This is a genomic window from Pseudomonas sp. RIT-To-2, from assembly GCF_029623465.1.
Taxonomy (GTDB): Bacteria; Pseudomonadota; Gammaproteobacteria; order Pseudomonadales; family Pseudomonadaceae; genus Aquipseudomonas; species Aquipseudomonas silvicola.
This window is the reverse complement of record NZ_JAPYKM010000035.1, coordinates 21,088-45,858: the sequence shown is the minus strand read 5'-3', so window position 1 is coordinate 45,858 and position 24,771 is coordinate 21,088. Positions and strand designations below refer to the sequence as shown.

Genomic DNA, 24,771 nt, shown 5'->3' with positions numbered 1-24,771 from the left:
TCATGGAGAGAATACCTATGCAACGTCTGCCCCTAGCGCTGCTCATCGCCCTTGTCGCCGGTTGCGCCCAGCAAGCCCCCCAGCCTGAAACACCCAAGGCGCACGAGCCGAGCGAAGCGGAAAAAATGCTCAGCGACACCCTGGCCCTGCCACCGGTGCCTGAGTCGGTGATGCGTGACGGCGATACCCTCAGCTACCTGGTAGCGCCAGCGGTCACCGAGCAACAGCCCTACCCATTCGTCACCCAGGTGGCGGCTTCCTGCGTTACGTTCGACGCCAGCATCGCCTATGTGCAGGGCGAGAAGCGCGTTTACTTTGGCAGTGCCAACGGCCATTACATGCCGCCGCGCAGCGTGCCTGCGCAACTGGCCGAGCCGCTGAAAAACAACAGCGCCTTCAAGGCCGCCTGCCAGGCCACCGCCGCGCCAGAGTGGCGGGTGGTCAAGGGGGGCAGCGATGTGTTCTGGGTGCTGCTGGACCGCAACAGTCTTGCGCCCGACGGTAGCGAAACCCGCTTCTGGGCGGCCCTGGACGAACCCACCATCACCCTGGGCCGCCCCTATGGCGCGCCCAGCGCGCAGAAGCGTGAGCATTACGCGGTGGACTGCTCGAAACAGACCTACCGCCTGCTGATGGGCTATGACGTGGACGAGCGCAACCAGGTAACGGACGGCAAGCTGTTCAAGGACCCGCAACCCCAGCCCATCAGCCGTGGCGTGGCCGAATACCAGACGCTGTTTCGCAGTGTCTGTGGCAGCCCCGACGCCCTCGCGGCGCTGCCTGCCTATAGCCCGCGCAGCAAGGCGCCACTGGACGCGCCGCTGCCGGCGGTAGGCGCGGTACCGCTCACAGCCATCAAGCACCTGAACCTGGCGCCACCGGCCAAGCAGCTCAGGCAAACCCGGGAAACCGGCATGGCCAATACCGCCAAGAGCAACCTGCCGATTCGCGAGGAACGCTTCATTCAGGTAGACAAGGCCAGCGGCCAACTGGGGGTGCGCTTGCGCGCCGACAGCTATGAAGGCAGTGAAGTGAGCTTTCGCGGCCTGATCTCCCTGGCGCAGAAAACCCGATTCTTCGGCAAGACGCCGATGAGCGAAGAATCCATGCTCACCAACCTGACCTTCACCGGTGACTGGCAGCAGATGCCCGTTGGCAAGGAGCTGACCTACACCACCCAGGGCAAGCGCAAGAACTCGATGATGGGTGACCTGGGCGAGAGCCGGCAAGTGGTCAAGTGCCAGGTGGACAGCGAAGCACCGGCGGCGCAGATCAATGCCAGCCTCAGCGGGCAGGCGAAGAAACTGCGGTGCAGCGGCGAAGGGGACAAGTACAACCGCGTGGACACGGTGTGGTACCTGGAGGACTACGGGTATTTCTTCAAGCAGGGCACCGACAAGAACGCGCTCTACTACGACGAGCGCACGCTCAAGACGGTCCAGTAACCCCCTTCCCGAGCGTCGCCCGGTCCCACAGGCGTTAGGCCTGTGGGACCGGGCGACGCTCGGGAAAAGGCCGCCGCTGTCTACACGCGGAAGTGGCTGACCATCATCTGCAACTGCCCACCCAGGCGGGCCAGTTCGACGCTGGACGCCGCAGTCTCCTCGCTGGCCGCGGCGGTCTGTTCCGACACATCGCGCACGTTGATGATGCTGCGGCTGATCTCTTCGGCCACCGAGCTCTGCTGCTCGGCCGCTGCGGCGATCTGCTGGTTCATCAGCTGGATGTTGGACACCGTGCGGGTGATGTTTTCCAGCGACACGCCGGCCTGACGGGTCAGGGCTACGCTGCTGTCGGTCAGCTCGCGGCTGCTGAGCATCACGTTGGCAACCTGTTGGGTACCGGCCTGCAGGCCGGCCACCAGGCCTTCGATTTCCTCGGTGGACTTCTGCGTGCGCTGGGCCAGGCCCCGTACTTCATCAGCCACCACGGCAAAACCACGGCCGGCTTCACCGGCGCGGGCCGCTTCGATGGCAGCGTTCAAGGCCAGCAGATTGGTCTGCTCGGCCACGGCCTTGATCACGTCCATGACTTTGCCGATCTTGTCGCTTTCCTTCTGCAGTTGCCCCATGGCCTCGGTAGAGCGCTTGACCTCGCTGGCCAGGCGCTCGATCTGGTCGATGGCCTGGTTGACCACTTTGTCACCGTCACGGGCCTGGCCGTCGGCGTCGGTGGCGGCCATGGAAGCTTGCTCGGCGTTGCGCGCCACTTCCTGCACGGTGGCGGTCATTTCATGCATGGCGGTGGCCACCTGGTCGGTTTCCACTTTCTGGCTGTTGACCCCGGCGCTGGTCTGCTCGGTCACGGCGGACAGTTCCTCGGCGGCGCTGGCGATCTGGGTCACGCCGTCGCGGATGCTGGTGATCAACTCGCGCAGGGTGGTGCCCATGTTCTGGATGCCTTGTTGCAGCACACCCAGTTCGTCCTTGCGGGTGACCCGCAACGTCTCGGTCAGGTCGCCATCGGCGATACGCTTGACCGCTACCAGGGTGTCCTGCAGCGGGCGGGTGATCTGGCGGGTGATGATCAGGGCCGCGGCAATACCGAAGAACAGCGCCAGCAGGGTAGCGATGGTCTGCACGGTACGGGCCTGGGCGCTCTCGATGTCGCGGCGGTCCAGTTGGATCTGGTACAGGGCATCGCTCAGGCGCACGATTTCGTTACCCTCGTCGGTCATTTCCTTGCGGGCCTGGACGATGTCGGCGTTGGCGTTCTTGAAGCTGGTCAGGGCCTGGCGATAACTGGCCACCGATGCTTCGAACTGGCGCAGGTTCTCCGGTTGCGACGCCAGCGCGGTTTCCAGCGCTGGCAAACCGGACTGTGCGGCGTCCAGGCGGGCGAACGCGGACTGTTCATTGCTGGCGCTGGCATCGGCCAGGTAACCGCGTACTTCGTAGCGCACCACCAGAAGCGATTCCTTGGCCTTGTCCACGGCCAGTACTTCATCCAGGCGGCGATCTGCTTGCACGCCCTGGCTGATCTTTTCCAGCGCCGCGAAGGCGGTGGCCGCAGTGTCATTCAGGCCCTGGCGCGCGGTATTGCTGGTGCGGTAAGCGGCGCGCATCTTGTTCAGCGATACCTTGTAGGCTTCCAGCTGACCATTCTGCTCCTTGAGCAGCTTGATGTTGTCGGGGCTCTTGAAGGTGCCGAGGATTTTCTGCTGTTGGGCTTCGAAGCCGTCCAGGGTGGTCTGTACCAGTTGCGCGGCAGTGTCGTCGCCGTTGGCGAGCATGTACTGCAGGCGCGCCACGCGCAGTTTGGTCAGGGCAGAGTTGAGCTGGGTGATGTCACTCATCCAGTTGCTGCGGTCAATGAGCCCGCCCATGCTGTTCCAGCTTGTCAGGGCCAGCAAGGTAGTCAGGACCAGCACCAGGCCGAAGCCCAGGCCGAGTTTTTTGTTCACGCTGATGTTGGCAAACCAACTGTTCATGCATTCCCTCCAGAAACGTTTGTGCGCTACTTGATCGTTGGTTGCTGGGGGTCATTTTCTTATCGTTGGCGGCCAGCAGATTTTCTCTTCTTAGGCACGGAGTATCGGCGGGGGCAGGGGAAACATGAAAATTTAGTCATGACCGTTCGGCGGGGCGATTGAATCGCTCCCTGCCCCCCAACGGGGGGCAGGGCGTTCAGGCGAACTCTTGCAGGGCGTCGTTCACGGCGGCGAGGAAATACTCGTGGGAGGCGCGGTCGAACAGGATCTGGAAGGTGGGTACGGTGTCGTGGCCGACGTTGATCACGATCACGTTGATCCGCGCCGCTGAGGTCTGGGCCACCGCCCCGGGGCCGAAAGCTTCGGGCCGCAGGTCGACGCCGCACAGCTTGGCCATCAGCGCCGGCAGCTGATTGCCGCTGAGCTGTATCCAGGCGTGGCTGTCGTGGCGCGGCAACAGGTAGTTGGCGCTGTGGTCCAGTTCCCAGCGCGCTTCTTCGTCGGCGATGCGCTGGCCAGCGTCGGCCAGGCTGCCCAGCAGAAAGTATTCGGTGGGCGAGAGCCGCGCGATGTGGCTGCCATCGGCTTGGGTGACCGCCCGGTTGGGAGCATCTGGCAACAAGAAGCCACGCTGGCGCAGATAGTCGGCACTCTGGGCGCCACGAAAACCGACCCTGGGCACGTCGGTGAGGTCGAGAAGAACGCAGCGTTGCAGGGCCGGCTGGCCGATGTACGTTTCAGCTTTCAGACTGGACATGGCTTACAGCTCCTGGCGCAGGTTGTCAGGGTCGAAGAAGGGGAGTTTCACTACGGTGGCCTGGACCATGATGCCGCCTTCCACACGGATGGGAATGTGTTGGCCAGGCTGGCTCTGGTCAAAGCCCGCATAGGCCAGGCCGATGACCTGTCCCAGGGTTTCGGAGTATTCGCATGAGGTGACGTTGCCGCTGATGTCCGGCCCACTGAGCACCAGGTGGCCTTCCAGCGGTTGCAGCGAGCCTTTGGGCAGGGTGAAACCCACCAGTTTGCGCGTCATGGGCTGGGCCTCGAGGATGTCCACCGAGCGGCGGCCGACGAAAAACGGCTTGTTGCGGCTAACCGCCCAACCCATGTCGATCTCGGCGGGGTGGGTCATGCCGTCGGTGTCCTGGCTGATGATGACGTGGCCTTTTTCCAGGCGCAGCAGGCGCTGGGTTTCCACGCCGAAGGGGCGAATATCGAAGGCTTTGCCAGCTTCCATCAGTGCATCCCAGAGGCGCACGGCATGGCGGGCCGGTACGTGAATCTCGTAGCCCAGTTCACCCACGAAACCCACCCGCAGCAGCCGCGCCTTGATGCCGGCCACGGTGCCCTGGCGCACGGCCAGGTAGGGAAAGCCCTGGGGGGACAGGTCCAGGTCGGTGCACACCCGTTCAAGCACTTTGCGCGCGTCCGGCCCCGCTACGTTGACGGCGGAAATGGCTGCGGTGACGTTGGCGATGTCCACGTCCAGGCGCCACTGGGCGTTCCACTTGAGCATCTGCTGGTAGATGCGGTCGACGCCGCTGGTAGTGGCCGTGACGTAAAAGTGGTTCTCGGCGAAGCGTGCGCACACACCATCATCGATTACTACGCCGTGCTCGTTGGTCATCAGTGCGTAGCGCGAACGGCCCACCGGCTGCTTGAGGAACGCGAAGGTGTACATGCGGTTGAGCAGTTCGGCGGCGTCCGGGCCGCGCACGTCCAGGCCGCCCAAGGTGGACACATCGATGATGCCGACCTTGTTGCGCACATGCAGCGCTTCGGCCTGCATGCACTGCTCGCGTTGCGAAGCCTTGCCGTAAAACGCCGGCCGCTGCCAGATACCGGCAGGCATCATTTTCGCCCCGGCTTCCAGGTGGCGGCGGTGCAGGGGCGTCTGGCGGTAGGGGTCGAAGGCACGGCCGGCGACATGGGCGAGTTTCTCCGCCACGAACGGCGGGCGCGCGGTGGTGACCCCGGTTTCACTGATGTTGCGCTGGGTGGCCTGCGCCACCAGCCGCGCCGTAGGCAGGGCCGAGTGGCGGCCCTGGGATGGGCCCATGCCGACGGTGGAGTAGCGCTTCACCAGTTGCACGTCGCGGTAGCCGATCTTGGTGGCGTTGATGATGTCCTGCACTTGCAGGTCTTCATCGAAGTCGACGAAGTCCTTGCCCTTGGGGTGCGGGAAAATCGGCCAGGGGAAGTTGACCCGCGCCTCGGGCGCCAGGTTGACGCGTACCTGGGCGTTCAGGCCCAAAGCGGTGACGATGTCGGCAGCGCAGTTGGTGGCGTCGCTGAGCACGTTGTCCAGGCTGTGGCAGCCGTTCACCGAGCCGGCCACATGCAGAATCCTCGGCAGGCCGCTGAGGGTGAATTCGGCCAGTTGATCGTCATAGGCCAGCTTGCCCCCGGCCTGGCATAGCAGTTGGTAGACGGGCATGTAGCCGCCGGACATGCACAGCAGGTCGCAGTCCAGTTTCAGCGCGCTGCTGGCCACCTGGCCCTGGCCGGTGATCTTGCGCAGCTCTACGCCGCTGACGTGGCGCATGCCGCTTTCGTGCAGGGCTTCGAACACGGTGGTGTCGACATGCAAGGCGATGGCGCGCTGCTCCAGTGCGCGCAGCAGGGCGCGGTCGGCGGGGCCGTTGCGCAGGTCGACCACGGCGGCCACTTTCACGCCCTGGTCGTGCAGGTCCAGGGCGGCCAGGTAGCCGTCATCGTTGCCGGTCAGCACCACGGCGGTGTTGCCCGGTTTTACCGCATACAGCTTCATCAGCCGTTGGGCGGCGCTGGTCAGCATCACCCCGGGCAAGTCGTTGTTGCGGAAAATCACCGGCTGGTCGAACGAGCCGCTGGCAACCAGGCACTGCTCGGCACGCACCTTGTACATCCGCTTGCCCTGGATCACCGGCAGATAGTTGTCGGTAAACCAGGCGTTGCAGGTGGCTTGCTTGAGGATCTGGATATTGGCGTGGTTCTCCACTGCGCTCACCAGTTCGCGGCGCAGGATTTCGGCGCGGCTGCCGTCGATATCGAAGCGCGCATAGGTCAGCGAGCCACCGAGGACCGGGCTTTGCTCGATCAGCAGCACCTTGGCCCCGGCATTGGCCGCACTGAGCGCGGCTTGCAGGCCGGCAGGCCCGGCGCCGATCACGGCCAGGTCGGTGAACAGGTAGGCCTTGTCGTAATACTCGGGCTGGAACTTGAGGTCCAGCACGCCTAGCCCGGCCTTTTTGCGAATGATCGGCTCCCACACCTTCCACATGCCCTTGGGCTTGTAGAACGAGCGGTAGTAGAAACCCACCGGCATGAATTTGGAGAATTTGCCCAGCCAGGCGTCCTTGTCGTTATCCAGGGTGCCGTTGAAGTTCTGCCCGGTGGCGGCCAGGCCCTGTACCAGTGGCTGCATGTCGGCCAGTACATTAGGCTCACTCGGCAGTTGTACCAGGCTGTTGGCGTCTTGCCCGGCCATGCTCAGCGGGCCGCGCGGGCGGTGGTATTTGAACGAGCGCGACAGCAGGAAGCGCCCGTTGGCCAGCAGCGCGCTGGCGATGCTGTCACCGGCGAACCCCTGGTAGGGCTTGTCGTCGAAACTGAAGGTCAGCGGCTGGTCGCGGTCGATCAGCAGGCCCATCGGGGCGGGGAGGCGACTCATCCTGCGATCTCCTTGGAGGCGAATGCCACGCGGGTGGTGAAGACTTCCTTCGGGTCGAAGGTACGGATGATCTCGTCAGTGACCGTGTGGCGCTCTGCCAGGAACCAGTAGCTGGACGGCGTGTGCATCCACCATTCGCGCACCACGCCGGCGATGTTGTCGCAGTTGAACACGTAGTCGGCCCATTGCGCGTCGGTGCAGGTGACGGGATCGGGCATGGCCTTGAATTCGCCGCCGTAGGTGAATTCGCTGATGTTGCGCGGCCCGTTGAGCGGGCAATTCATGATTTTCATCGTCCGGTCCTCAGTGGCTGGCCGCGGTGGCGCCCATTTCGTTGACTTGCTTGAAGGTGCTGAAGCGGGCCAGGCCGAAGGGCTTGATCAGCTCCGGCACCTTGCCGCCGCTGGCCACCAGTTCGGCCATGGTCTTGCCGCAGATGGGTGTGGCCTTGAAACCCCAGGTGCCCCAGCCCGCGTCCAGGTAATAGTTCTTCACCGGTGACAAGCCCATGATCGGGCTGTAGTCCGGGGTCATGTCGGTGATGCCCGCCCATTGGCGCATCAGCTTGGCGTTGGCCAGGAACGGGAACATCTCGATGGCGTGGGCCAGCAGGCTTTCCTTCAGGTCCAGGGTAGAGCGGGTATTGAACAGCGGGTAAGGGTCGGAGCCGCCGCCGAACACCACCTCGCCACGGCTGGTTTGCTGCACGTAGCAGTGCAACGCCGAAGAACTCACCAGCGGGTCGAGGAACGGCTTGAACGGCTGGGTGACCATGGCCTGCAACGGGAACGTCTGGATGGGGGAGCGGATGCCGGCCTTGGCCATCATCAGCGAACTGTGCCCCGCGATAGCCTGCACCGCGCAGCCGCACCGGATGGTGCCGCGGTTGGTTTTCACGGCGGTGATGGCGCCGTTCTCGATCACCAGTTCCTGCACTTCGGTGAGCTGGTGGATCTCCACCCCGCGTTTGGCCGCCTGCTTGGCATAGCCCCAGGCCACGGCGTCGTGGCGGGCGGTGGCGCCGTCCATGTGCCACAGGCCGGCCAGCACCGGCAGGTGGCCGGGGTCCAGGTTGAGGCTGGGCACCAGTTCGCGGATCTGCTGGCGGTCGATCATTTCGGTACGCCCGCCAAAGTGCTTGTTCACCTCGGCGCGCTGGCGGAACGAGCGCACGGTGGCGTCGGTGTGCGCCAGGGTCAACTGGCCCCGGTGCGAATACATGATGTTGAAATCGAACTCGTTGGACAGGCCCTCGAACAGCCGTACCGACTCGGCATAGAACTTCACGCCTTCGCTGGTCAGGTAGTTGGAGCGGATCACGGCCGTGTTGCGCGCCGTGTTGCCGCCACCCAGGTAGGACTTTTCCAGCACGGCAATGTTGGTGATGCCGTGGTACTTGGCCAGGTAATAGGCCGTGGCCAGGCCATGGCCGCCACCGCCGATGATGACCACGTCATAGGAGGGCTTGAGTTCCTTGGGCGCTGGCAGGTCGACCTCGACCGGGTACTCCGAGCTGAGCCCGTATTTCAGCAGATTGAAGGGCATGGGGCCTCCGGCAGACTGCGTGGGGTGGCCTGCTGCAGCGCAGCGGTCAGGGTATTTTTCATCAGAAAGGCGATGGTCATGGGGCCCACGCCACCGGGTACCGGGGTGATGGCGCTGGCGATGGGCAGGGCGCTGTCGAAGTCGACGTCGCCGACCAGGCGGCTGCGGCCTTGGTCTTCGATGCGGTTGATGCCCACGTCGATGACCACGCAACCGGGCTTCAGCCAACTGGCGTCGACCATGCGCGGGCGGCCTACGGCGGCGATGACGATGTCGGCCTGGCGGCACAGTTGCGCGGCGTTCTGGCTGCGTGAGTGCAGCACGGTGACCGAGCAATGGGCCTGCAACAAGAGGGCGGCCATGGGCTTGCCGACGATGTTGGAGCGGCCGATGACCACGGCATGCTTGCCGCTCAGGTCGCCGAGGGTGTCGTGCAGCAGCTGCATGCAGCCGCTGGGCGTGCAGGGGGTGAGCACCTCGCGACCCTGGCTCAGGCCGCCGACGTTTTCACTGTGGAAACCGTCCACGTCCTTGCCGGGGGCGATGGCCTGCAGCACGCGGTTTTCATCTATATGGGCCGGCAGCGGCAGTTGCAGCAGGATGCCATTGACCTGGGCATCGGCATTCAAGCGTGTGATCAGCGCCAGCAGCGTGGCCTGGCCGGTGTCGGCCGGCAGGCGGTGTTCCAGCGACCGAATGCCGGTCTCCTCAGCGCGCAGTACCTTATTGCGCACGTACACCTGGCTGGCGGGGTCGTCGCCCACCAGGATCACCGCCAGGCCCGGCTGGATGCCCAGGGCGGCGATATCGTGCTTGACCTGCGACAGCACGCGGGCTGCGGCGGCCTTTCCGTCGATTACTTTGAGGCTGTTCACCGGAAGATCACCGTGCGGTCCTGGTTGAGGAACACCCGGTGCTGCAGGTGGTACTTGACTGCCTTGGACAGGGCCACGGTTTCAGTGTCGCGGCCGATGGCCACCAGGTCGTCGGGCAGGTACGCGTGGTCCACGCGCTGCACTTCCTGCTCGATGATCGGGCCCTCGTCCAGGTCGCTGGTGACGTAGTGGGCCGTGGCGCCAATCAGTTTCACGCCGCGCTGGTAGGCCTGGTGGTAGGGCTTGGCACCCTTGAAGCCGGGCAGGAACGAGTGGTGGATGTTGATGGCCCGCCCGGACAGTTGTCGGCACAGGTCGTCGGACAGAATCTGCATGTACCGCGCCAGCACCACCAGGTCGGTGCGGGTGTCGTCCACCACTTTCATCAGTTCGGCTTCCTGCTGGGCCTTGGTTTCTTTGGCCACGGGCAGGTAGATGAAGCGAATGCCCTCGCGCTCGGCCATGGGCCGCAGGTCCAGGTGGTTGGAGACGATGGCGGTGATGGTCATGTCCATCTCGCCTTTGTGGTAGCGGTACAGCAGGTCGGTGAGGCAGTGGTCGAACTTGCTCACCATCAGCAGCACGCGCATGGGCTGGCTGTTGTCGTGCAGCTCCCAGTCCATGTCGAACCTGCCCGCCACGTCGACAAAGCCGGCCTTGAGCTGGGTGATATCACCCGCGTGGCCATCGTTGAAGCGGAACACAGCCCGCATGAAAAACCGCCCGCTCAGTTCGTCGTCGAACTGCGCCATCTCGCCGATGTAGCACGCGTTGCCGGCCAGGTACGACGTCACGGCGGCCACGATGCCCGACGTGGCCGGGCAGCTGATCTTGAGAATGAACTGGTGTTTTTCGTGTTGCATGGCTTGTCCTCGGGAAAGGTGGCGGCAGCGCATCGCAGGGCGAAAAAAAGCGTCCCACCGGGAATTGCCTGTGGGGAATAAAATATTCTTGGATGGGATTTATAGGGGAAAGCGAGGAGGGCGTCCAGAGGTTCTGGAAACTTTTTTAACTGACAGGAATTTTTTTGCTTTTTGGGCGCTTGTGGATCGGGCGAAGCTCGGGAAGAAAACCCCACGGTCTGGCTGGCGTCAGCGGTGTTCTTTTCTCGAGCTTCGCCCGGTCCCACAGAGGGGGGCGGCGGTGTGCTGACTAGGGGGTGTCGGTGCCGTAATTCATGATCGACAACAGCTTGATCGGCACCTGCACCAATTGCTCGGGGCCATGGGGTATCTCGCCATCGAAGGTCAGGCTGTCACCCGCCTCCATGCGGTACAGCTGGTTGCCGTGCCGGTAAATCAGTTCACCTTCCAACAGGTGCAGGAACTCGGTGCCTGGGTGCGAGAAGGTCGGAAACTCCTCGCTGGCGTCGTCCATGCTGACCATGTACGCCTCGAAGCTCTTCTTCGGCCCGCGGGTATGGTTGAGCAAGTGGTAGGTGTGGCCCTTCTCGGTTCCCCGGCGGACCACCTCCAGGCCTTCGTCGGCCTTGACCAGCAGCGCGCTGCTACCTTGCTGGTCGTATTGGCTGAAGAGCTTGGACATGGGCATGCCCAGCACATCGCACAGGCGGCTGAGGGTGTCGAGACTGGTGGACACCTGGGCGTTCTCGATCTTGCTGAGCATGCCCTGGCTGATGCCGGCGATACGCGCTACATCAGCCAGTTTGAGTTCCTGCGCCTGGCGCTGGCGCTTGATCTGCATCCCCAGGTATTGCTCGAGCTTGAGGCGGGGTTGGGGCTCGATGGGCATATTCATAAAGGCCTGCACGGTTTCTGTTCGTTAATAATAGTTTCGCACCAGGAATGTGCAAAAAGGGGAGCGCCGCCGTTCGGCGTTTGCTGGTATTCCCCATGGGAAAACTATATTCCCATATAGACAGCGCAAAAAGCTTCTTTTTACGAGTGTGTTCCTCGCTCAGCAAAACTGGCAAGCCGCTTGCATTCCCATTGGGAAAGTAAGTTTCTTTAGCGGAATAAACGACCAGCCAGCCAGTTGCGAGGAGTGAAGTGCACATGTTGCCAGAAGAGACCCAGCGCATTATCGAGCAGCACGGGATCAAGTACGTGCTGGCGCAGTTCGTCGATATCCACGGTGCCGCCAAGACCAAGTCGGTACCGGTGTGTGGCCTCAAGACCGTGGCCGAGGAAGGCGCGGGTTTCGCCGGCTTCGCCATCTGTGGCATGGGGATGGAGCCCCACGGCCCGGACTTCATGGCCCGTGGCGACCTGTCCACCCTGACCCCGGTGCCATGGCAGCCAGGCTACGGCCGGGTGGTGTGCATCGGCCACGTGGAAGGCAAGCCTCACCCCTATGACAGCCGCTACGTATTGCAACAGCAAGTGCAGCGCCTGGCTGACAAGGGCTGGACCCTGAACACCGGCCTGGAGCCGGAATTCAACCTGATGCGCCGCGACGCCAGCGGCAAGTTGCAACTGGTGGACGCCAGCGACAACCTCGACAAGCCTTGCTACGACTATAAAGGCCTGTCCCGCTCGCGCGAGTTCCTGGAGCGCCTGACCGAAGCGTTGCAGAAAGTCGATTTCGAGATCTACCAGATCGACCATGAGGACGCCAACGGCCAGTTCGAGATCAACTACACCTACAGCGACGCCATGACCTCGGCCGACCGCTTCACCTTCTTCCGCATGGCCGCCGGTGAGATCGCCAACGACCTGGGCATGATCTGTTCGTTCATGCCCAAGCCGGACCCCAAGCGCGCCGGCAATGGCATGCACTTCCACTTGTCCATCGCCAGCGCCGAGAACAAGAACCTCTTCCACGACGCCAGTGACCCCAGTGGCATGGGCCTGTCGAAGCTGGCCTACCATTTCGCCGCCGGCCTGCTGGCCCACGGCCCGGCGTTGTGTGCCTTTGCTGCGCCCACGGTCAACTCCTACAAGCGCCTGGTGGTGGGCAATTCGTTGTCCGGCGCCACCTGGGCGCCGGCGTTCATCGCCTTCGGTTCCAACAACCGTTCGGCCATGGTCCGCGTGCCTTACGGCCGTCTGGAGTTCCGCCTGCCGGATGCCGGGTGCAACCCGTACCTGGTCACCGCCGCCATCATCGCCGCTGGCCTGGACGGTATCGACCGCCAGTTGATGCCCGACCAGGTGTGCAACGAAAACCTCTACAAGCTGAGCCTGGAAGAAATCGCTGCGCGCGGCATCAAGACCCTGCCGCAATCGCTCAAGGAAGCCTGCGACGCGCTGGAAGCCGACCCGTTGTTCAGCGAGGTGCTGGGCCAGGAAATCGTCGGCGAGTTCATCAAGCTCAAGCGCATGGAATGGGTGGAATACAGCCGCCACGTCTCCGACTGGGAGATCCAGCGCTACACCGAATTCTTCTGATTCTTTCCCTTCAATAAAGCGCTGGCGGCGCCTGTGCCGCACAGTGAAGGAGACCTGTTATGTGTGGAATCGTGGGGCTGTACCTGAAGAACCCGCAGCTCGAAGCCCAACTGGGCAAGCTGTTCGAACCGATGCTGGAGGCCATGACCGACCGAGGCCCGGACAGCGCCGGCTTTGCCATCTACGGCGACGAAGTGGCCGATGGCTGGGTCAAGCTGACCTTGCAGAGCACCACCGACGGTTTCGATTTTCACGCGCTGATGAGCGCCCTTGAAGGGCAGTTGGGTTGCTCGCTGGACTGGTTCCAGAATGCTACCGCCGCCGTGCTCAAGGTCAACATCGACGAGGCCAGCGCCCGCGCCGCCCTGGCCGAACTGGCGCCTGAACTGCGCATCATGAGCGCTGGGCAGAGCATCGAAATCCTCAAGGGCATGGGCCTGCCACGGGAAATTTCCCAACGCTTCGGCTTGGCCGGCATGAAGGGCAGCCACATCATCGGCCATACCCGCATGGCCACCGAGAGCGCGGTGACCATGGAAGGCAGCCACCCGTTTTCCACCGGTGCCGACCTGTGCCTGGTGCACAACGGCTCGTTGTCCAACCACTTCCGCTTGCGCCAGGAACTCAAGCGCGAAGGCATCACGTTCGAGACCGACAACGACACCGAAGTGGCGGCCGGTTACCTCACCTGGCGCCTGCAGCAAGGTGACTCGCTGAAGGAAGCGCTGGATAACTCGCTGGAAAACCTCGACGGCTTCTACACCTTCGCCATCGGCACCCGGAACGGCTTCGCGGTGATCCGCGACCCGATCGCCTGCAAACCGGCGATCCTCGCCGAGACCGACGATTACGTGGCCATGGCCTCGGAGTATCAGGCGCTGTCGAGCCTGCCGGGCATCGAAAACGCGAAAATCTGGGAGCCGGCACCGGCCACCCTTTACGTCTGGGAACGCGAGTCGGCCTAAGGAGCACGCACATGAAAACCATCGATCTTTCCACTGCCAGCGTGCGCGACCTCAACCAGGCGCTGCACGATCAAGTGAACAACGTTGAAGACCGCGAGTGGGTCGTCACCCATTCCAACGGCAAGCACAACCTCGCGGTAGGTGTGAACGAAGCGGTGTCCATCGATATCCAGGGCCATGCCGGCTATTACTGCGCGGGCATGAACCAGAAGGCCTCGATCACCGTGCACGGCAATGTCGGCGTCGGCTGCGCCGAGAACATGATGAGCGGCTATGTGCGGGTCAAGGGCAGCGCTTCGCAGGCGGCCGGCGCTACGGCGCACGGTGGCCTGCTGGTGATCGAAGGCGATGCCGGCGCGCGTTGCGGCATCTCCATGAAGGGCATCGACATCGTCGTCGGTGGCAGCATCGGCCACATGAGCTGCTTCATGGGCCAGGCTGGGCGCCTGGTGGTGTGCGGCGATGCGGGCGATGCGCTGGGCGATTCGCTGTATGAAACCCACATCTACGTGAAGGGCAAGGTCGAGTCCCTGGGCTCGGACTGCATCGAGAAAGAGATGCGCGCCGAGCACCTGGAAGAGCTGCAGGAACTGCTCAACCGCGCAGGGTTTGCCCACCAGGCCAGCGATTTCAAGCGCTACGGCTCGGCCCGTCAGCTTTACAACTTCAAAGTCGATAACGCGTCCGCGTACTGAGGAGCATTGATATGAGCGAGAAGAACCCTCCGGTGCTGCGCGAGTCCGCCACCTTCGACCGCCTGACCATTCAGGAAATCCAGCGCGCCGCCGAGACCGGCATCTATGACATTCGCGGCGGCGGCACCAAGCGCAAGGTCCCGCACTTCGATGACCTGTTGCTGCTGGGCGCCAGCGTGTCGCGCTACCCACTGGAAGGCTACCGGGAGAAATGTGGCACTGACGTGATCCTGGGCAACCGTTTCGCCAAGAAGCCCATCCACCTGAAGATCCCGGTGACCATCGCTGGCATGAGCTTCGGCGCGCTATCAGCCAACGCCAAGGAAGCCCTGGGCCGTGGCGCCACCATCGCCGGTACCAGCACCACCACTGGCGACGGCGGCATGACCCCGGAAGAGCGCGGCCAGTCCCAGCACCTGGTATATCAGTACCTGCCGTCGCGCTACGGCATGAACCCCGATGACCTGCGCAAGGCCGATGCCATCGAGATCGTCCTCGGCCAGGGCGCCAAGCCGGGCGGTGGTGGGATGTTGCTGGGCATGAAAGTCACTGAACGGGTGGCGGGCATGCGCACCCTGCCCATCGGCGTCGACCAGCGCTCGGCCTGCCGCCACCCGGACTGGACCGGGCCGGATGACCTGGCCATCAAGATCGCCGAGATCCGCGAGATCACTGACTGGGAAAAGCCCATCTACGTGAAGATCGGCGCCAGCCGCCCTTACTACGATGTGAAACTGGCCGTGAAGGCCGGTGCTGACGTGATTGTCCTCGACGGCATGCAGGGCGGCACCGCAGCCACCCAGGAAGTGTTCATCGAGCACGTGGGCATCCCGATTCTGCCGGCCATTCCGCAGGCGGTACAGGCTTTGCAGGAGATGGGCATGCACCGCAAGGTTCAGCTGATTGTGTCCGGTGGCATTCGCAACGGCGCCGATGTGGCCAAGGCCATGGCGCTGGGCGCTGATGCCGTGGCCATTGGCACCGCGGCGTTGATCGCGTTGGGCGACAACCACCCGCGTCTGGACGAGGAACTGAAAAAAATCGGCTCGGCAGCCGGTTTCTATGACGACTGGCAGAACGGTCGCGACCCGGCGGGCATCACCACCCAGGACCCGGAGCTGTCCAAGCGCCTGGACCCGGTGGAAGGCGGCCGGCGGTTGGCCAACTACTTGCGTGTGCTGGTGCTGGAAGCCCAGACCATGGCCCGCGCCTGTGGCAAGTCGCACCTGCACAACCTGGACCCCGAGGACCTGGTGGCGTTGACCGTGGAAGCGGCGGCCATGGCCCGTGTGCCGCTGGCGGGCACCAGCTGGGTTCCTGGTTCGGGGTATTAAAAGTACCGCACCAACCCTGTGGGACCGGGCGAAGCTCGGGAAGCAGGCACCGCGCAGTATCTGATACTACGCGGTGCGCCGTTCCCGAGCTTCGCCCGGTCCCACAGGTTTTGCGTCATCCGACGGTTGTCGGTTCCATTCCAAGAGGCCATGCATGGCCCAGCGCTTCACCCCATTTCGCTTGCTGCCAGACAACCTTCCATTCCTCGCAGGAGCTTTGAAAATGGTCAACCGTCTACCTGGCATTTCCCTCCTTGCATTGACTCTGTTATCTCCCCTGGCCAACGCCGCCGATACGCCCACGCTGAACCTGGGCAGTACCGCATGGATGATCACGGCCGCCGTGCTGGTGCTGTTCATGTGCCTGCCCGGGCTGGCCCTGTTCTACGGCGGCCTGGTGCGGGCGAAGAACATGCTCTCGTTGTTCACGCAATGCTTCGGCATCGCCGGAGTGGTGGGCGTTTTGTGGGTGATCTACGGCTACAGCATGGTGGTCGACACCACCAACATGGTTGATGGCCAGGTCACCTTCAACAGCTTCGTCGGCGGCCTGAGCCGCGTGTTTCTGGCGGGCATGAACGCCGACAGCCTCGTGGGCGATATCCCGGAAGGGGTGTTCGTGACCTTCCAGATGACCTTCGCCATCATCACCCCGGCGCTGATCGCCGGCGCGTTCGCCGAGCGCATGAAATTCTCCGCGGCGCTGATCTTCATGGCCGTGTGGTTCACCCTGGTCTATGCGCCTATCGCCCACATGGTGTGGGGCGGCGCCGGTGCCTTGATGCACAACTGGGGCACCCTGGACTACGCCGGTGGCACCGCCGTGCACATCAATGCCGGGGTTGCCGCCCTGGCGGCGTGCATCCTGCTGGGCAAGCGCAAGGGCTACCCACACACGCCCATGCCCGCCCATAACCTGAGCCTGACCATGGTCGGCGCGGCCATGCTGTGGGTAGGCTGGTTCGGTTTCAACATCGGTTCGGGCGGCGGCCTCAGCGGCCTGTCGGGCATTGTCATGATCAACACCCAGCTGGGAGCCTGCGCCGGCATCATCGGCTGGATGTTCACCGAATGGTTCAAGGCCGGCCGCCCCAGTGCACTGGGCCTGGCCAGTGGCGCCTTGGCGGGCCTGGTCGGTATCACGCCTGCGTGCGCCTACGTCGGCACGGGTGGCGCGTTGGCCATCGGCCTGCTGTGCGGGGTGATCTGCTACCTGGGGGCCACCAGCCTCAAGCGCCGTTTCGGTTATGACGACAGCCTGGACGTGTTTGGCCTGCATGGCATTGGCGGTATCGTCGGGGCGTTGCTGACGGGGGTGTTCTGCGTACCGTCATTGGGTGGATATGTGCCAAACGTCAGCATCGCCGAGCAACTGCTCGCGCAATTCAAGGGCGTGGCGTTCACCTTCGTGTATTGCTTTGCGGTGAGCTGGGTCATCCTGAAGGTGATCAAGGTGGTGATCGGCTTGCGGGCGGATGAAGCGACGGAGGAGTTGGGGTTGGATCTGGGTGAGCATAACGAGAGTGCTTATCACCCCTGAAGTCGAGGGTGAGCGCCAGAAGGCTGGTAGTGATAAAAGGCGCTTGTAGCGCCTTTTTTCATTGTTGATACATGCACTGGCAGCGACGAAAATTTGTTTTCAACATGACTCATGTTGCGATGATTTTTTCTCATGATCAAATTAACTTGGGGGCAGCATGGAAAGTTCAGGAAAAACTTGAAAATCCGGTTTTCCGTTGTATGCTGCAACCATATGGCATTTCAGCAGTAGCCAAGGACCTACGTCATCAGCCAGTGCTGCTTAAGGAAGAGTTGAAATGCGATATTGTCTGCTATGGGCCTTCCTGGCCGCCGTCCCGCTAGGTGCGTTATCGGCGCAGCCCGTCAAAGATACCAGGCTTTATGCAACTGCCGAGCAGTGGCACAGCGCCTATGTGGAAGACTTGGAGCGCTTCTCCAATATGGACTCGGGCACGTCTGACATGGCCGGTCTGGCAAGCGTGGAGCAACTTATCAGTGCGCAGCTCAAACAATTGGGCGCACAGGTCAGCACCTACCCAGCGTCCCCCGCAACCTCCAACATCGTGGTAGGAGAGTTTCAGGGCCATGGTGATAAAAACATCATGCTGATGATTCATTACGATACCGTGTTTCAGAAGGGAGACACCCAAAAGCGCCCCTTTTCGGTAGAGGGCAATATTGCTCACGGCCTGGGTGTGGCGGATGCAAAGGGCGGGGTTCTGCTGATTCTTTATATCGCCAAAATTCTCCAGCAGAGTAAGTTCGACGAATACAAAACCCTGACATTGCTGTTCAACCCTGACGAAGAAATAGGGTCGCCTGGGTCAAACAGGATATTTTCCGATATTGCGCGGCACCAGGACTACATCTTTATCTACGAGCCGCCCAAAGGGGACTCGGTCACTGTCGGTACACGCGGGGTCGCCCGCCTTGAACTCAAGGTCCTGGGACGCACAGCGCACGCGGGCGCGAACCCGGAAGAAGGCAGGAACGCAGCAGTCGAGCTGGTTAATCAGATCGGTAACTTGCAGGCGTTGGGAAGTGCCGCCAAAGACACCAGTGTGAACTGGACCGTGCTTAACGCCGGCTCGCGTTTCAATGTGATCCCGGATCGAGCCACTGCCACGGCGGATGTGCGGGTTTACGACACTTCAGAGTTTGCGCGAGTTCAAAAGGACGCCGATGCTGCCATTGCACACAAGGCCATTGAGCAGACGCAGGTGGATATCGCGGTCGTCCCCGTCGTGCCGCCGCTGGCGCGCAACCGCAACACTGATTGCCTGGCGGCGAATGCGCGCCAGATTTACCAGGAACTTGGCCGCAATCTCGACTACTCGGTGATGCGCTACGGCACTGACGCCGGCTTCATGTACACCGGTGCCGAAGGCGCCCCGGTTATTCTCGACGGAATGGGGATTTCGGGGGCAAACCTGCATTCGCTTGATGAGTGGGCCGACCTCGATACGGTGGTACCGCGAATCTATCTGGGGGTGCGGCTGATCGAGGAACTGACAAGGCCCACGCCCAAGCGCGTGTGTGAGGTCTGATACAGCAATACCTTCATAGCGCCACCTTGGCGTCACCCGTAGTTAAGTGTCGTGCCGTGCTGCCATTGGCGGGGCGCGTCCGTGCATGCCCGTGAATGCATCACCCGGTTTTAAATAAATTTATTGCGTGCTGTCAATAATCACACACTCGGCCTGAGAGAGGATTGCTATGCAAAAAATAAGTGGTTTAACCGGCTCCAAGTTGGGAGGGGCTGCCATTTTAATGGAGTTGGGGTCACAGTATGGCGTGCTGGATGCACTGCGTGAAACCGATCAGGTAAGTGTGGGTAAACTGCAAAAAATAAGCCGAGTCAATGGAACTGTTTTAGCGGATTATCTCGACGCCCTGGCGCAGGCTGGTTTGCTGCGCCGGGAGGGAAACTCGGCGTCTGTGGTGTATCAAGTAACCGCCGAGTTTGAAACCGTCGTGAACCACGTTGGTTACGTGGCGTGGGCATTGAATGCGTGCGCGCCGCTGCTTAATAACGCCTTGGCATTCGCCACCGATAACGAGGCCGCGCAGGCGTGTTATCCAAGAGAGGGTGGCGTTGTCGCGCGCACGTCACAGTGGATGGGAGCAACATCATTTTATCCACAACCTGAAGATGCCATTGTTCGAATGGTGCCTAGCCGGATCATGGACCTGGGCTCTGGGTCCGGTAGTTTATTGACGCGGTTATTGAATCGGGTTGAAGGTAGTAGTGGTATCGGCATCGATCTCAGTGGCCAGGCAACTGCCCAAGCGCAGGAGTTGGCGCGGTTGAACAACCTGGCTCACCGATTGGAGTTTATCCACAGCCCGATCCAGGCCCTTATTGATAACCCACATTACCTGGAAGGCGTTGAGGTCGTCCATGCGGGCTTCGTACTGCATGATTTATTGCCGGCAGAAGAAGCTGCGTTGGAAGGCTTAATGCGGGCTATCCGCGCGCAGGCGTCCGTACGTGCATTTGTGATCGTCGATGCCATTCCGGCCGCGCCGGATGAATGGGAGCGTACCTTCGCCGCCGCCTTCAATCATCTGCACGCGCATTTCATGTCTCGCCGCTTACTGGCTGAAGATGAATGGCGTGAAAAATTGACCGCTGCCGGTTTCCGTCACGTAGTTATCGAAACACTCAACCACCCAGGAGGCAGAATGATAATTGCCAGCCCATAAATAGCGCGCTATCCGCCAATAACACCCTACAACTATTCGATTAGCAGGTGAGACAAAATGGCTTCTACCGTAAACGAACTTGTTGAAAAGATTAAAACCCATCGCACCTACTCGCACCCCTTTTTCCATAACTGGGCAAGGGTCAAACCTGATGCCCAGGTGGTAGGGGCGTTGTTCCATCAGATTCAGAATTTTTGCGCGTCCACCCGCCCGGGCGGTGCATTTCCAGGCGCACTAAAAGATCACGGTCTGTTGAAGCAAAGCCAACTGCTCAATGAAATCGTCGAAAGTGAAGACGGTCATGGTCCGGAGCTGGCTACGATGGCAGGTTACGTGGTCAACCAGGCCGCGGGCAAACCTGTATGCCGGGATGTCTATGATCAACAAGCAGTAGAGGCGCAGCTGAAAGAGTTTTCCGATCAGATTTTTGGTGGGGTGGCGGGCTACGAGCAGGCGACAGGCCTTACACCACAGACGCGCCGCGCGATTGGCGTGTTTGACTATCGCAGCCGCAGCGACCTTTCCAGCACCTATCGAAATTTGGGTACCGCGCTTGCGCTGGAAATCATCTCGAACCGGCATCTGATTCCCGGAGAAAAGCACTGCCTCATCGATAGTAAACTCTACCGTGCCGACCTGCAGACGCCGGAAATGCATTACCTGCTGGAGCATTGGGGTGAGGTAGGTGCAGAACAACAGCATGAGAAGAACGCGATCGAGGCCGTGGCAAGTGCCTTTGACGATCGCACGTATGCTCAATCCGCCGTCACGGGGGCGGAAGACTTCCTGGATTCACTGGGGGCTTTCTGGGATTCACTTGATTCTGCCCTGATCCAGCCACGCCAGCACACGGTAGCCGTTTGAGCATCACGGCGCGCCTGCGGGCGCGCTGTTTAATAGGGAGCGGCGCCATGCCTGCCTATCTGATTGGAAAAATGCATGTCACCGACGCCGACCGGTACGGTGAATACAAAAAGCTGACCCCTGAAATCGTTGAAAAACACGGTGGGCGGTTTCTGTCGCGCGGTGGCGACAAAACCATGCTGGAAGGGGACGACGAAACACGCAGGGTTGTGTTGGTGGAGTTTCCATCGGTACGCGAAGCCAGGCAGTTTTACGATTCAGTGGAATACGCCGCCGCCCGTTCACTGCGCAATGGGGCCGCAGCGCATATGCAGTTGTTCATCATCGAGGGCCACGAGTAGGTACAGCTCAAGTGCGAGCCATCAGGTCGGGCTCGCACTCCCGTCAGCCGTTGGACCTTGCCCGCTCGAACCGCTGTTCCACGATGCGCGCGCCCCATTGTTCGCCCACATACTCCTCGGCCAGGACAAAACCGGCTTCTTCGTAGAGTTTCCTGGCGGCATCAAGGCCTTTGAACGTCCACAGCCGAATCACTTCAAATTGTTGCTGGTCGCAAAAGGCAACGGCTTCACGCAGCAGTGTTCTGCCGACGCCGGCGCCGCGCAAGCCGTCGGCCACGATGAACCAGCGTAGATGGGCAACGTTGCCGCCCAGGTCTTCACCGTCGATAGCGACCGAGGCGACGATAGCGCCTTGATGCGTTGCCACCCACAGACCATTGCGCGGCGACACCAAGCGGCCGACAAACTCGGCCATTCCGGTCGCGACCTGGCTTTCGAAAAACTGGCCGAAGCCCGAATGGCGCGCATAGAACATAGCGTGCATCTCAGTTACCCGCCCAACCACTCCCGGCATGTAACCTGACCGAATTTCGACGCCGTGGGCCAGCGGGGCACATTGCCCTGCGAGGTTTGCCTCCAGTGCCCGGGCGTAGGTCGTCAGCCCCTGATTAACCGCGTCACGTTCCTTGTCGAGCAGATGGTCCATGGCGCTGATGACCTGTTTGCGGCCATAGCGGGTAATGGCGTCCAGTGTTTGCCGCCCCTGTGGCGTCAGCGACAGCAACTTCATCCGGCCATCGTCATGGCTCGACATCTCCTCCAGTTCACCTGCGTCCACGAGTTTGCGCACCATGCGACTTACACTGGATTTCTCCAGCCCCAAGGTTTCAGAGAGTTGCGCCGCGGTCAGTTCCCCTAGCTTGCCAATTTCCAGAATGGAATGCACCGCCGAGGGGGGGTACTGGGTGGCTGCGAGGGTAGACTGCATGAACCCCAGAAGTCGGACAATTCGGCGGGAAGCGTCTCGGATACTATCGACAAGTACCAGGTCGGGTGCAGGCATGGTGAAAGATCCTTGGATATAGTTGTGCAATACAACCATATGTCATGGGTGCTGAATGTCAAGCGGGCCGGGCCTCAAGATGGCTTTTGACAAGGAGGGCAAGGTCTTCTAGATTGGTTGTACGGTACAACTGGTTGCCCGATATCATGACCTTGCCCTCGCCCGTGACATTGCCAGCATCCGGTCGTATAGCGTGTGTGATCGGGCTCATGCAGATCATGGCGTGGAGCTGTACCTACTTCTTGCTGGCGGTGATGGCCCCACCGGTGGCCCAATCTCTGGTCGCCCCCCTGCCGGTCATCGTCGGTGGGCTGGCGTGGGGCCTATTGGTCGCGGGCGTGTGCGCGCCCTCGGTGGGAAGGATGGTAGACCGGTTCGGCGGCCGACGAGTACTGGCTTCCAGCTCGGTATTGCTCGCTTTCGGGCTATTGGGGGTGGCCGGTGCCACTAACCTGCTTACTTACTATGTTGCCTGGACGGTATTGGGGGGCGCCATGGCCGCGGGTCTTTATGACGCAGCCTTCGCCACACTCGGGAGACTCTTCGGTGCACGCGCTCGCAGCTTGATACCGGTCGTGGTAGTGCTGGCGAGTTTCTCCAGCACCCTGGGCTGGCCGCTGATCACCCAGTTGCAGGCAGCCATGGGCTGGCGCTGTGCTTGCCTTGTATTGGCAGGCTTGCACGTTTTCATCGGGCTACCTACCCACCTGCTGCTGATCCCCGTGGCAGGGCCCTCGATATCCGTGGCTTCACCTGCGGCCACAACGTTGCCGCTGGCAGCTGTAAAAACGCGAGACAGCCCGTTATTCCTTTACCTGGCTACGTTGCTGACCTGCCAGGCGTTCATCGTTTCCTGCCTTTCAGTGCACCTGCTGGAGGTGCTGAGAATGTCAGGTGTCAATGCCGATTCGGTACTGCTGGTGGCAATGGCCATTGGCCCGGCGCAGGGGCTTCCCTTGGCGCTGGAATTCTTGGCGGGGCACAGATGGCACCCGACCTGGAGCACCCGTTTGGCCATGCTATCGAGCTTCCTGGCGATGACCTGCCTGGTAGTGGAACCTGCTCGGATGGCTTTGTTGGCGGCAATCCTTTACGGCGCTGGCAACGGCATGTTGACCATCGCCCGAGGGGCGTTGCCTCTGTCGTTATTCGGGGTAGCAGCTTATGGCAGATACCTGGGGTTGCTTGCACGGCCGATGCTATTTGCCCAGGCCTGTGGGCCCTTGCTCGCTGCATTGGTGTTGAGTGCTTCAGGGCCCACAGCGCTGCTGTCGGGGATGTGGGCGCTAGCGTTGCTCGGATTTGCCATCAGCTTTCTTTTGCCGGTGAGCGAAACGCGGTTGAGGTTACCTTGAGTGCGTCACCCATGGGGTGTATCAGGCACTACACGGTGCCTGTCACGCGTCCAGCTCCGCTGCAGGTCATCGGCGCCACGCTTGGTATGCCTGTGGAACTGGCTAGCCAGTCCCACCTCGCTTCAACACCACCGTACTGCTGGTACAGACCGCAGCGAATGTAGCCAGGTTGCCCGGCTCAGTTATCCCCAAACGGCCCCGCCGCCACAAAAGCCCCGCCTTGATAGACCAGGGTCGGGTCATCGGCAGGCGGCATGGGTTGCGCCTCGACCTTCTCGCGGAACTGTTCGCTGCTGTCCTGCGGCTGGTAGCCCAGGTGCGCGGCGTAGCGGTTGTCCCACCAGTTGGGCGTGTTGTTCGACGCGCCGTACACCACGGTGTGGCTGATGGCATCGGTGTAGAGGCCGCGGGCAATCAATTGGGTGAGGTCGTCGAAGCTCAACCAGGTGCTGAGCATGCGGCGGTTCTGTGGCTCGGCGAAGGAGGAGCCGATGCGGATGGTCAGGGTTTCGATGCCGTAGCGGTCGAAGTAGAAGCTGGCGGTGTCTTCGCCGTAGCACTTGCTCAGGCCGTAGTAGCTGTCGGGGCGGCGCGGGCTGAGGGCGTCGAGTACTTCGGTCTGTTTGTGGAAGCCGATCACGTGGTTGGAGCTGGCGAAGATCACCCGCTTCACGCCGTGGCGCCGTGCCGCTTCATAGATGTGAAACACCCCGCAGATATTGGCACCGAGGATTTCCTCGAACGGCCGCTCTACCGATACCCCGCCGAAATGCACGATCGCGTCCACGCCCTCCACCAAGTGGTGCACCGCCTGTTTGTCGGAAAGGTCGCACAACTGGATTTCTTCCTGATCGTCGTCCGCCGGGGCGATGTTGGCGATGTCAGACAGGCGCAAGGTGTTGCAGAAGGGTTTCAGGCGCTGGCGCAGTTCCTTGCCCAGGCCGCCGGCGGCACCGGTCAGCAGCAGACGATTGAAGGGTTTGGCGGGGGAAGTCATGGGCACGGGCCTCGTTTTTTGGATTATTGTTCGCTCGGTGTCATCGTACAACTTGAAACAAATTATCAAGATCATGGCGGTCTGCTGTCAATCGGCAAAGCACCAAACGGCCATTGACACCTAAACGCCAGTATC

Annotated in this window: 21 protein-coding genes and 1 pseudogene; 11 read left to right on the top strand and 11 right to left on the bottom strand. The window is 61.7% G+C overall.

The features are described from left to right. Nucleotides 1-17 precede the first annotated feature (17 nt). Complete coding sequence (locus QBK88_RS24830) at nt 18-1,445, top strand: hypothetical protein (RefSeq protein WP_277964093.1); 1,428 nt, start codon at nt 18-20, stop codon at nt 1,443-1,445. 80 nt (nt 1,446-1,525) lie between these two features. Here QBK88_RS24830 and QBK88_RS30985 read toward each other — a convergent pair whose 3' ends face one another. The 9 genes and pseudogenes from QBK88_RS30985 to QBK88_RS24790 form a co-directional block, all read right to left on the bottom strand. Next, nucleotides 1,526-2,230 carry a methyl-accepting chemotaxis protein gene (locus QBK88_RS30985; RefSeq protein ID WP_445764995.1) on the bottom strand — a complete coding sequence of 235 codons (705 nt, stop codon included), beginning with the start codon at nt 2,228-2,230 and terminating at the stop codon, nt 1,526-1,528. Between the two features lie 198 nt (nt 2,231-2,428). Continuing rightward, nucleotides 2,429-3,430: pseudogene (locus tag QBK88_RS30980) on the bottom strand (methyl-accepting chemotaxis protein); the annotation flags it as partial. Nucleotides 3,431-3,626: 196 nt separating this feature from the next. Continuing rightward, entirely contained in the window at nt 3,627-4,187 is a 561-nt protein-coding gene (locus QBK88_RS24820) for a sarcosine oxidase (protein ID WP_277964091.1), read from the bottom strand. Between the two features lie 3 nt (nt 4,188-4,190). Continuing rightward, nucleotides 4,191-7,085, bottom strand: coding sequence for a 2Fe-2S iron-sulfur cluster-binding protein (locus QBK88_RS24815; protein WP_277964090.1), 2,895 nt, complete (start codon nt 7,083-7,085; stop codon nt 4,191-4,193). Then, nucleotides 7,082-7,378 (bottom strand): sarcosine oxidase subunit delta, encoded by a 297-nt coding sequence (locus tag QBK88_RS24810; RefSeq protein ID WP_277964089.1) that lies wholly within the window; start codon nt 7,376-7,378, stop codon nt 7,082-7,084. The genes QBK88_RS24815 and QBK88_RS24810 overlap by 4 nt, the downstream gene beginning before the upstream one ends. Before the next feature lie 10 nt (nt 7,379-7,388). Then, complete coding sequence (locus tag QBK88_RS24805; RefSeq protein WP_277964088.1) at nt 7,389-8,630, bottom strand: FAD-dependent oxidoreductase; 1,242 nt, start codon at nt 8,628-8,630, stop codon at nt 7,389-7,391. Then, on the bottom strand, nt 8,612-9,505 hold the full coding sequence (gene folD, locus QBK88_RS24800) for a bifunctional methylenetetrahydrofolate dehydrogenase/methenyltetrahydrofolate cyclohydrolase FolD (RefSeq protein ID WP_277964087.1): 894 nt from the start codon (nt 9,503-9,505) through the stop codon (nt 8,612-8,614). The genes QBK88_RS24805 and folD overlap by 19 nt, the downstream gene beginning before the upstream one ends. After that, complete coding sequence (gene purU, locus QBK88_RS24795; RefSeq protein ID WP_277964086.1) at nt 9,502-10,368, bottom strand: formyltetrahydrofolate deformylase; 867 nt, start codon at nt 10,366-10,368, stop codon at nt 9,502-9,504. The genes folD and purU overlap by 4 nt, the downstream gene beginning before the upstream one ends. Nucleotides 10,369-10,657: 289 nt before the next feature. Then, nucleotides 10,658-11,263, bottom strand: coding sequence for a helix-turn-helix domain-containing protein (locus QBK88_RS24790; protein ID WP_158154074.1), 606 nt, complete (start codon nt 11,261-11,263; stop codon nt 10,658-10,660). 257 nt (nt 11,264-11,520) lie between these two features. Here QBK88_RS24790 and glnT point away from each other — a divergent pair, with 257 nt between their 5' ends. From glnT to QBK88_RS24745, 9 genes are all read left to right on the top strand, one after another. After that, nucleotides 11,521-12,855 (top strand): type III glutamate--ammonia ligase, encoded by a 1,335-nt coding sequence (gene glnT / locus QBK88_RS24785; RefSeq protein ID WP_277964085.1) that lies wholly within the window; start codon nt 11,521-11,523, stop codon nt 12,853-12,855. A gap of 59 nt (nt 12,856-12,914) precedes the next feature. Then, nucleotides 12,915-13,820 carry a class II glutamine amidotransferase gene (locus QBK88_RS24780; RefSeq protein ID WP_277964084.1) on the top strand — a complete coding sequence of 302 codons (906 nt, stop codon included), beginning with the start codon at nt 12,915-12,917 and terminating at the stop codon, nt 13,818-13,820. An 11-nt stretch (nt 13,821-13,831) separates the two neighbouring features. Continuing rightward, nucleotides 13,832-14,515 (top strand): GltB/FmdC/FwdC-like GXGXG domain-containing protein, encoded by a 684-nt coding sequence (locus tag QBK88_RS24775; RefSeq protein ID WP_268145608.1) that lies wholly within the window; start codon nt 13,832-13,834, stop codon nt 14,513-14,515. Nucleotides 14,516-14,526: 11 nt separating this feature from the next. After that, on the top strand, nt 14,527-15,849 hold the full coding sequence (locus QBK88_RS24770; RefSeq protein ID WP_176569868.1) for an FMN-binding glutamate synthase family protein: 1,323 nt from the start codon (nt 14,527-14,529) through the stop codon (nt 15,847-15,849). Between the two features lie 223 nt (nt 15,850-16,072). After that, nucleotides 16,073-17,389 carry an ammonium transporter gene (locus QBK88_RS24765; RefSeq protein ID WP_277964083.1) on the top strand — a complete coding sequence of 439 codons (1,317 nt, stop codon included), beginning with the start codon at nt 16,073-16,075 and terminating at the stop codon, nt 17,387-17,389. A gap of 277 nt (nt 17,390-17,666) precedes the next feature. Further along, the gene (locus QBK88_RS24760; protein WP_277964082.1) at nt 17,667-18,917 is read left to right on the top strand and encodes a glutamate carboxypeptidase; all 1,251 of its coding nucleotides are present in this window, start codon (nt 17,667-17,669) and stop codon (nt 18,915-18,917) included. A 169-nt stretch (nt 18,918-19,086) separates the two neighbouring features. After that, the gene (locus QBK88_RS24755) at nt 19,087-20,076 is read left to right on the top strand and encodes a methyltransferase (protein WP_277964081.1); all 990 of its coding nucleotides are present in this window, start codon (nt 19,087-19,089) and stop codon (nt 20,074-20,076) included. 57 nt (nt 20,077-20,133) lie between these two features. Then, nucleotides 20,134-20,940 (top strand): hypothetical protein, encoded by an 807-nt coding sequence (locus QBK88_RS24750; protein ID WP_277964080.1) that lies wholly within the window; start codon nt 20,134-20,136, stop codon nt 20,938-20,940. Nucleotides 20,941-20,987: 47 nt separating this feature from the next. Then, the gene (locus QBK88_RS24745) at nt 20,988-21,281 is read left to right on the top strand and encodes a DUF1330 domain-containing protein (RefSeq protein WP_277964079.1); all 294 of its coding nucleotides are present in this window, start codon (nt 20,988-20,990) and stop codon (nt 21,279-21,281) included. Between the two features lie 43 nt (nt 21,282-21,324). On the opposite strand, the gene QBK88_RS24740 is transcribed toward QBK88_RS24745, so the two are convergent. Next, nucleotides 21,325-22,284: a bifunctional helix-turn-helix transcriptional regulator/GNAT family N-acetyltransferase gene (locus QBK88_RS24740; protein ID WP_277964078.1), complete on the bottom strand. Its 960-nt coding sequence runs from the start codon at nt 22,282-22,284 to the stop codon at nt 21,325-21,327. 146 nt (nt 22,285-22,430) lie between these two features. Here QBK88_RS24740 and QBK88_RS24735 point away from each other — a divergent pair, with 146 nt between their 5' ends. After that, entirely contained in the window at nt 22,431-23,639 is a 1,209-nt protein-coding gene (locus QBK88_RS24735; RefSeq protein WP_277964077.1) for an MFS transporter, read from the top strand. A gap of 178 nt (nt 23,640-23,817) precedes the next feature. On the opposite strand, the gene QBK88_RS24730 is transcribed toward QBK88_RS24735, so the two are convergent. Then, nucleotides 23,818-24,636, bottom strand: coding sequence for an NAD-dependent epimerase/dehydratase family protein (locus QBK88_RS24730; RefSeq protein WP_277964076.1), 819 nt, complete (start codon nt 24,634-24,636; stop codon nt 23,818-23,820). Between the last annotated feature and the right edge of the window lie 135 nt (nt 24,637-24,771).

What these genes read in the sequence shown, in the direction of transcription:
- QBK88_RS24760 (WP_277964082.1), top strand. Translation starts at nt 17,667, where the DNA reads ATGCGATATTGTCTGCTATGGGCCTTCCTGGCCGCCGTCCCGCTAGGT.
- QBK88_RS24740 (WP_277964078.1), bottom strand. Translation starts at nt 22,284, where the DNA reads ATGCCTGCACCCGACCTGGTACTTGTCGATAGTATCCGAGACGCTTCC.
- QBK88_RS24815 (WP_277964090.1), bottom strand. Translation starts at nt 7,085, where the DNA reads ATGAGTCGCCTCCCCGCCCCGATGGGCCTGCTGATCGACCGCGACCAG.
- QBK88_RS24830 (WP_277964093.1), top strand. Translation starts at nt 18, where the DNA reads ATGCAACGTCTGCCCCTAGCGCTGCTCATCGCCCTTGTCGCCGGTTGC.
- purU (WP_277964086.1), bottom strand. Translation starts at nt 10,368, where the DNA reads ATGCAACACGAAAAACACCAGTTCATTCTCAAGATCAGCTGCCCGGCC.
- glnT (WP_277964085.1), top strand. Translation starts at nt 11,521, where the DNA reads ATGTTGCCAGAAGAGACCCAGCGCATTATCGAGCAGCACGGGATCAAG.
- QBK88_RS24730 (WP_277964076.1), bottom strand. Translation starts at nt 24,636, where the DNA reads ATGACTTCCCCCGCCAAACCCTTCAATCGTCTGCTGCTGACCGGTGCC.
- QBK88_RS24780 (WP_277964084.1), top strand. Translation starts at nt 12,915, where the DNA reads ATGTGTGGAATCGTGGGGCTGTACCTGAAGAACCCGCAGCTCGAAGCC.
- QBK88_RS24820 (WP_277964091.1), bottom strand. Translation starts at nt 4,187, where the DNA reads ATGTCCAGTCTGAAAGCTGAAACGTACATCGGCCAGCCGGCCCTGCAA.
- QBK88_RS24745 (WP_277964079.1), top strand. Translation starts at nt 20,988, where the DNA reads ATGCCTGCCTATCTGATTGGAAAAATGCATGTCACCGACGCCGACCGG.
- QBK88_RS24805 (WP_277964088.1), bottom strand. Translation starts at nt 8,630, where the DNA reads ATGCCCTTCAATCTGCTGAAATACGGGCTCAGCTCGGAGTACCCGGTC.
- QBK88_RS24790 (WP_158154074.1), bottom strand. Translation starts at nt 11,263, where the DNA reads ATGAATATGCCCATCGAGCCCCAACCCCGCCTCAAGCTCGAGCAATAC.
- QBK88_RS24770 (WP_176569868.1), top strand. Translation starts at nt 14,527, where the DNA reads ATGAGCGAGAAGAACCCTCCGGTGCTGCGCGAGTCCGCCACCTTCGAC.
- QBK88_RS24810 (WP_277964089.1), bottom strand. Translation starts at nt 7,378, where the DNA reads ATGAAAATCATGAATTGCCCGCTCAACGGGCCGCGCAACATCAGCGAA.
- QBK88_RS24765 (WP_277964083.1), top strand. Translation starts at nt 16,073, where the DNA reads ATGGTCAACCGTCTACCTGGCATTTCCCTCCTTGCATTGACTCTGTTA.
- QBK88_RS24755 (WP_277964081.1), top strand. Translation starts at nt 19,087, where the DNA reads ATGCAAAAAATAAGTGGTTTAACCGGCTCCAAGTTGGGAGGGGCTGCC.
- QBK88_RS24775 (WP_268145608.1), top strand. Translation starts at nt 13,832, where the DNA reads ATGAAAACCATCGATCTTTCCACTGCCAGCGTGCGCGACCTCAACCAG.
- QBK88_RS24735 (WP_277964077.1), top strand. Translation starts at nt 22,431, where the DNA reads ATGACCTTGCCCTCGCCCGTGACATTGCCAGCATCCGGTCGTATAGCG.
- QBK88_RS24750 (WP_277964080.1), top strand. Translation starts at nt 20,134, where the DNA reads ATGGCTTCTACCGTAAACGAACTTGTTGAAAAGATTAAAACCCATCGC.
- QBK88_RS30985 (WP_445764995.1), bottom strand. Translation starts at nt 2,230, where the DNA reads ATGACCGCCACCGTGCAGGAAGTGGCGCGCAACGCCGAGCAAGCTTCC.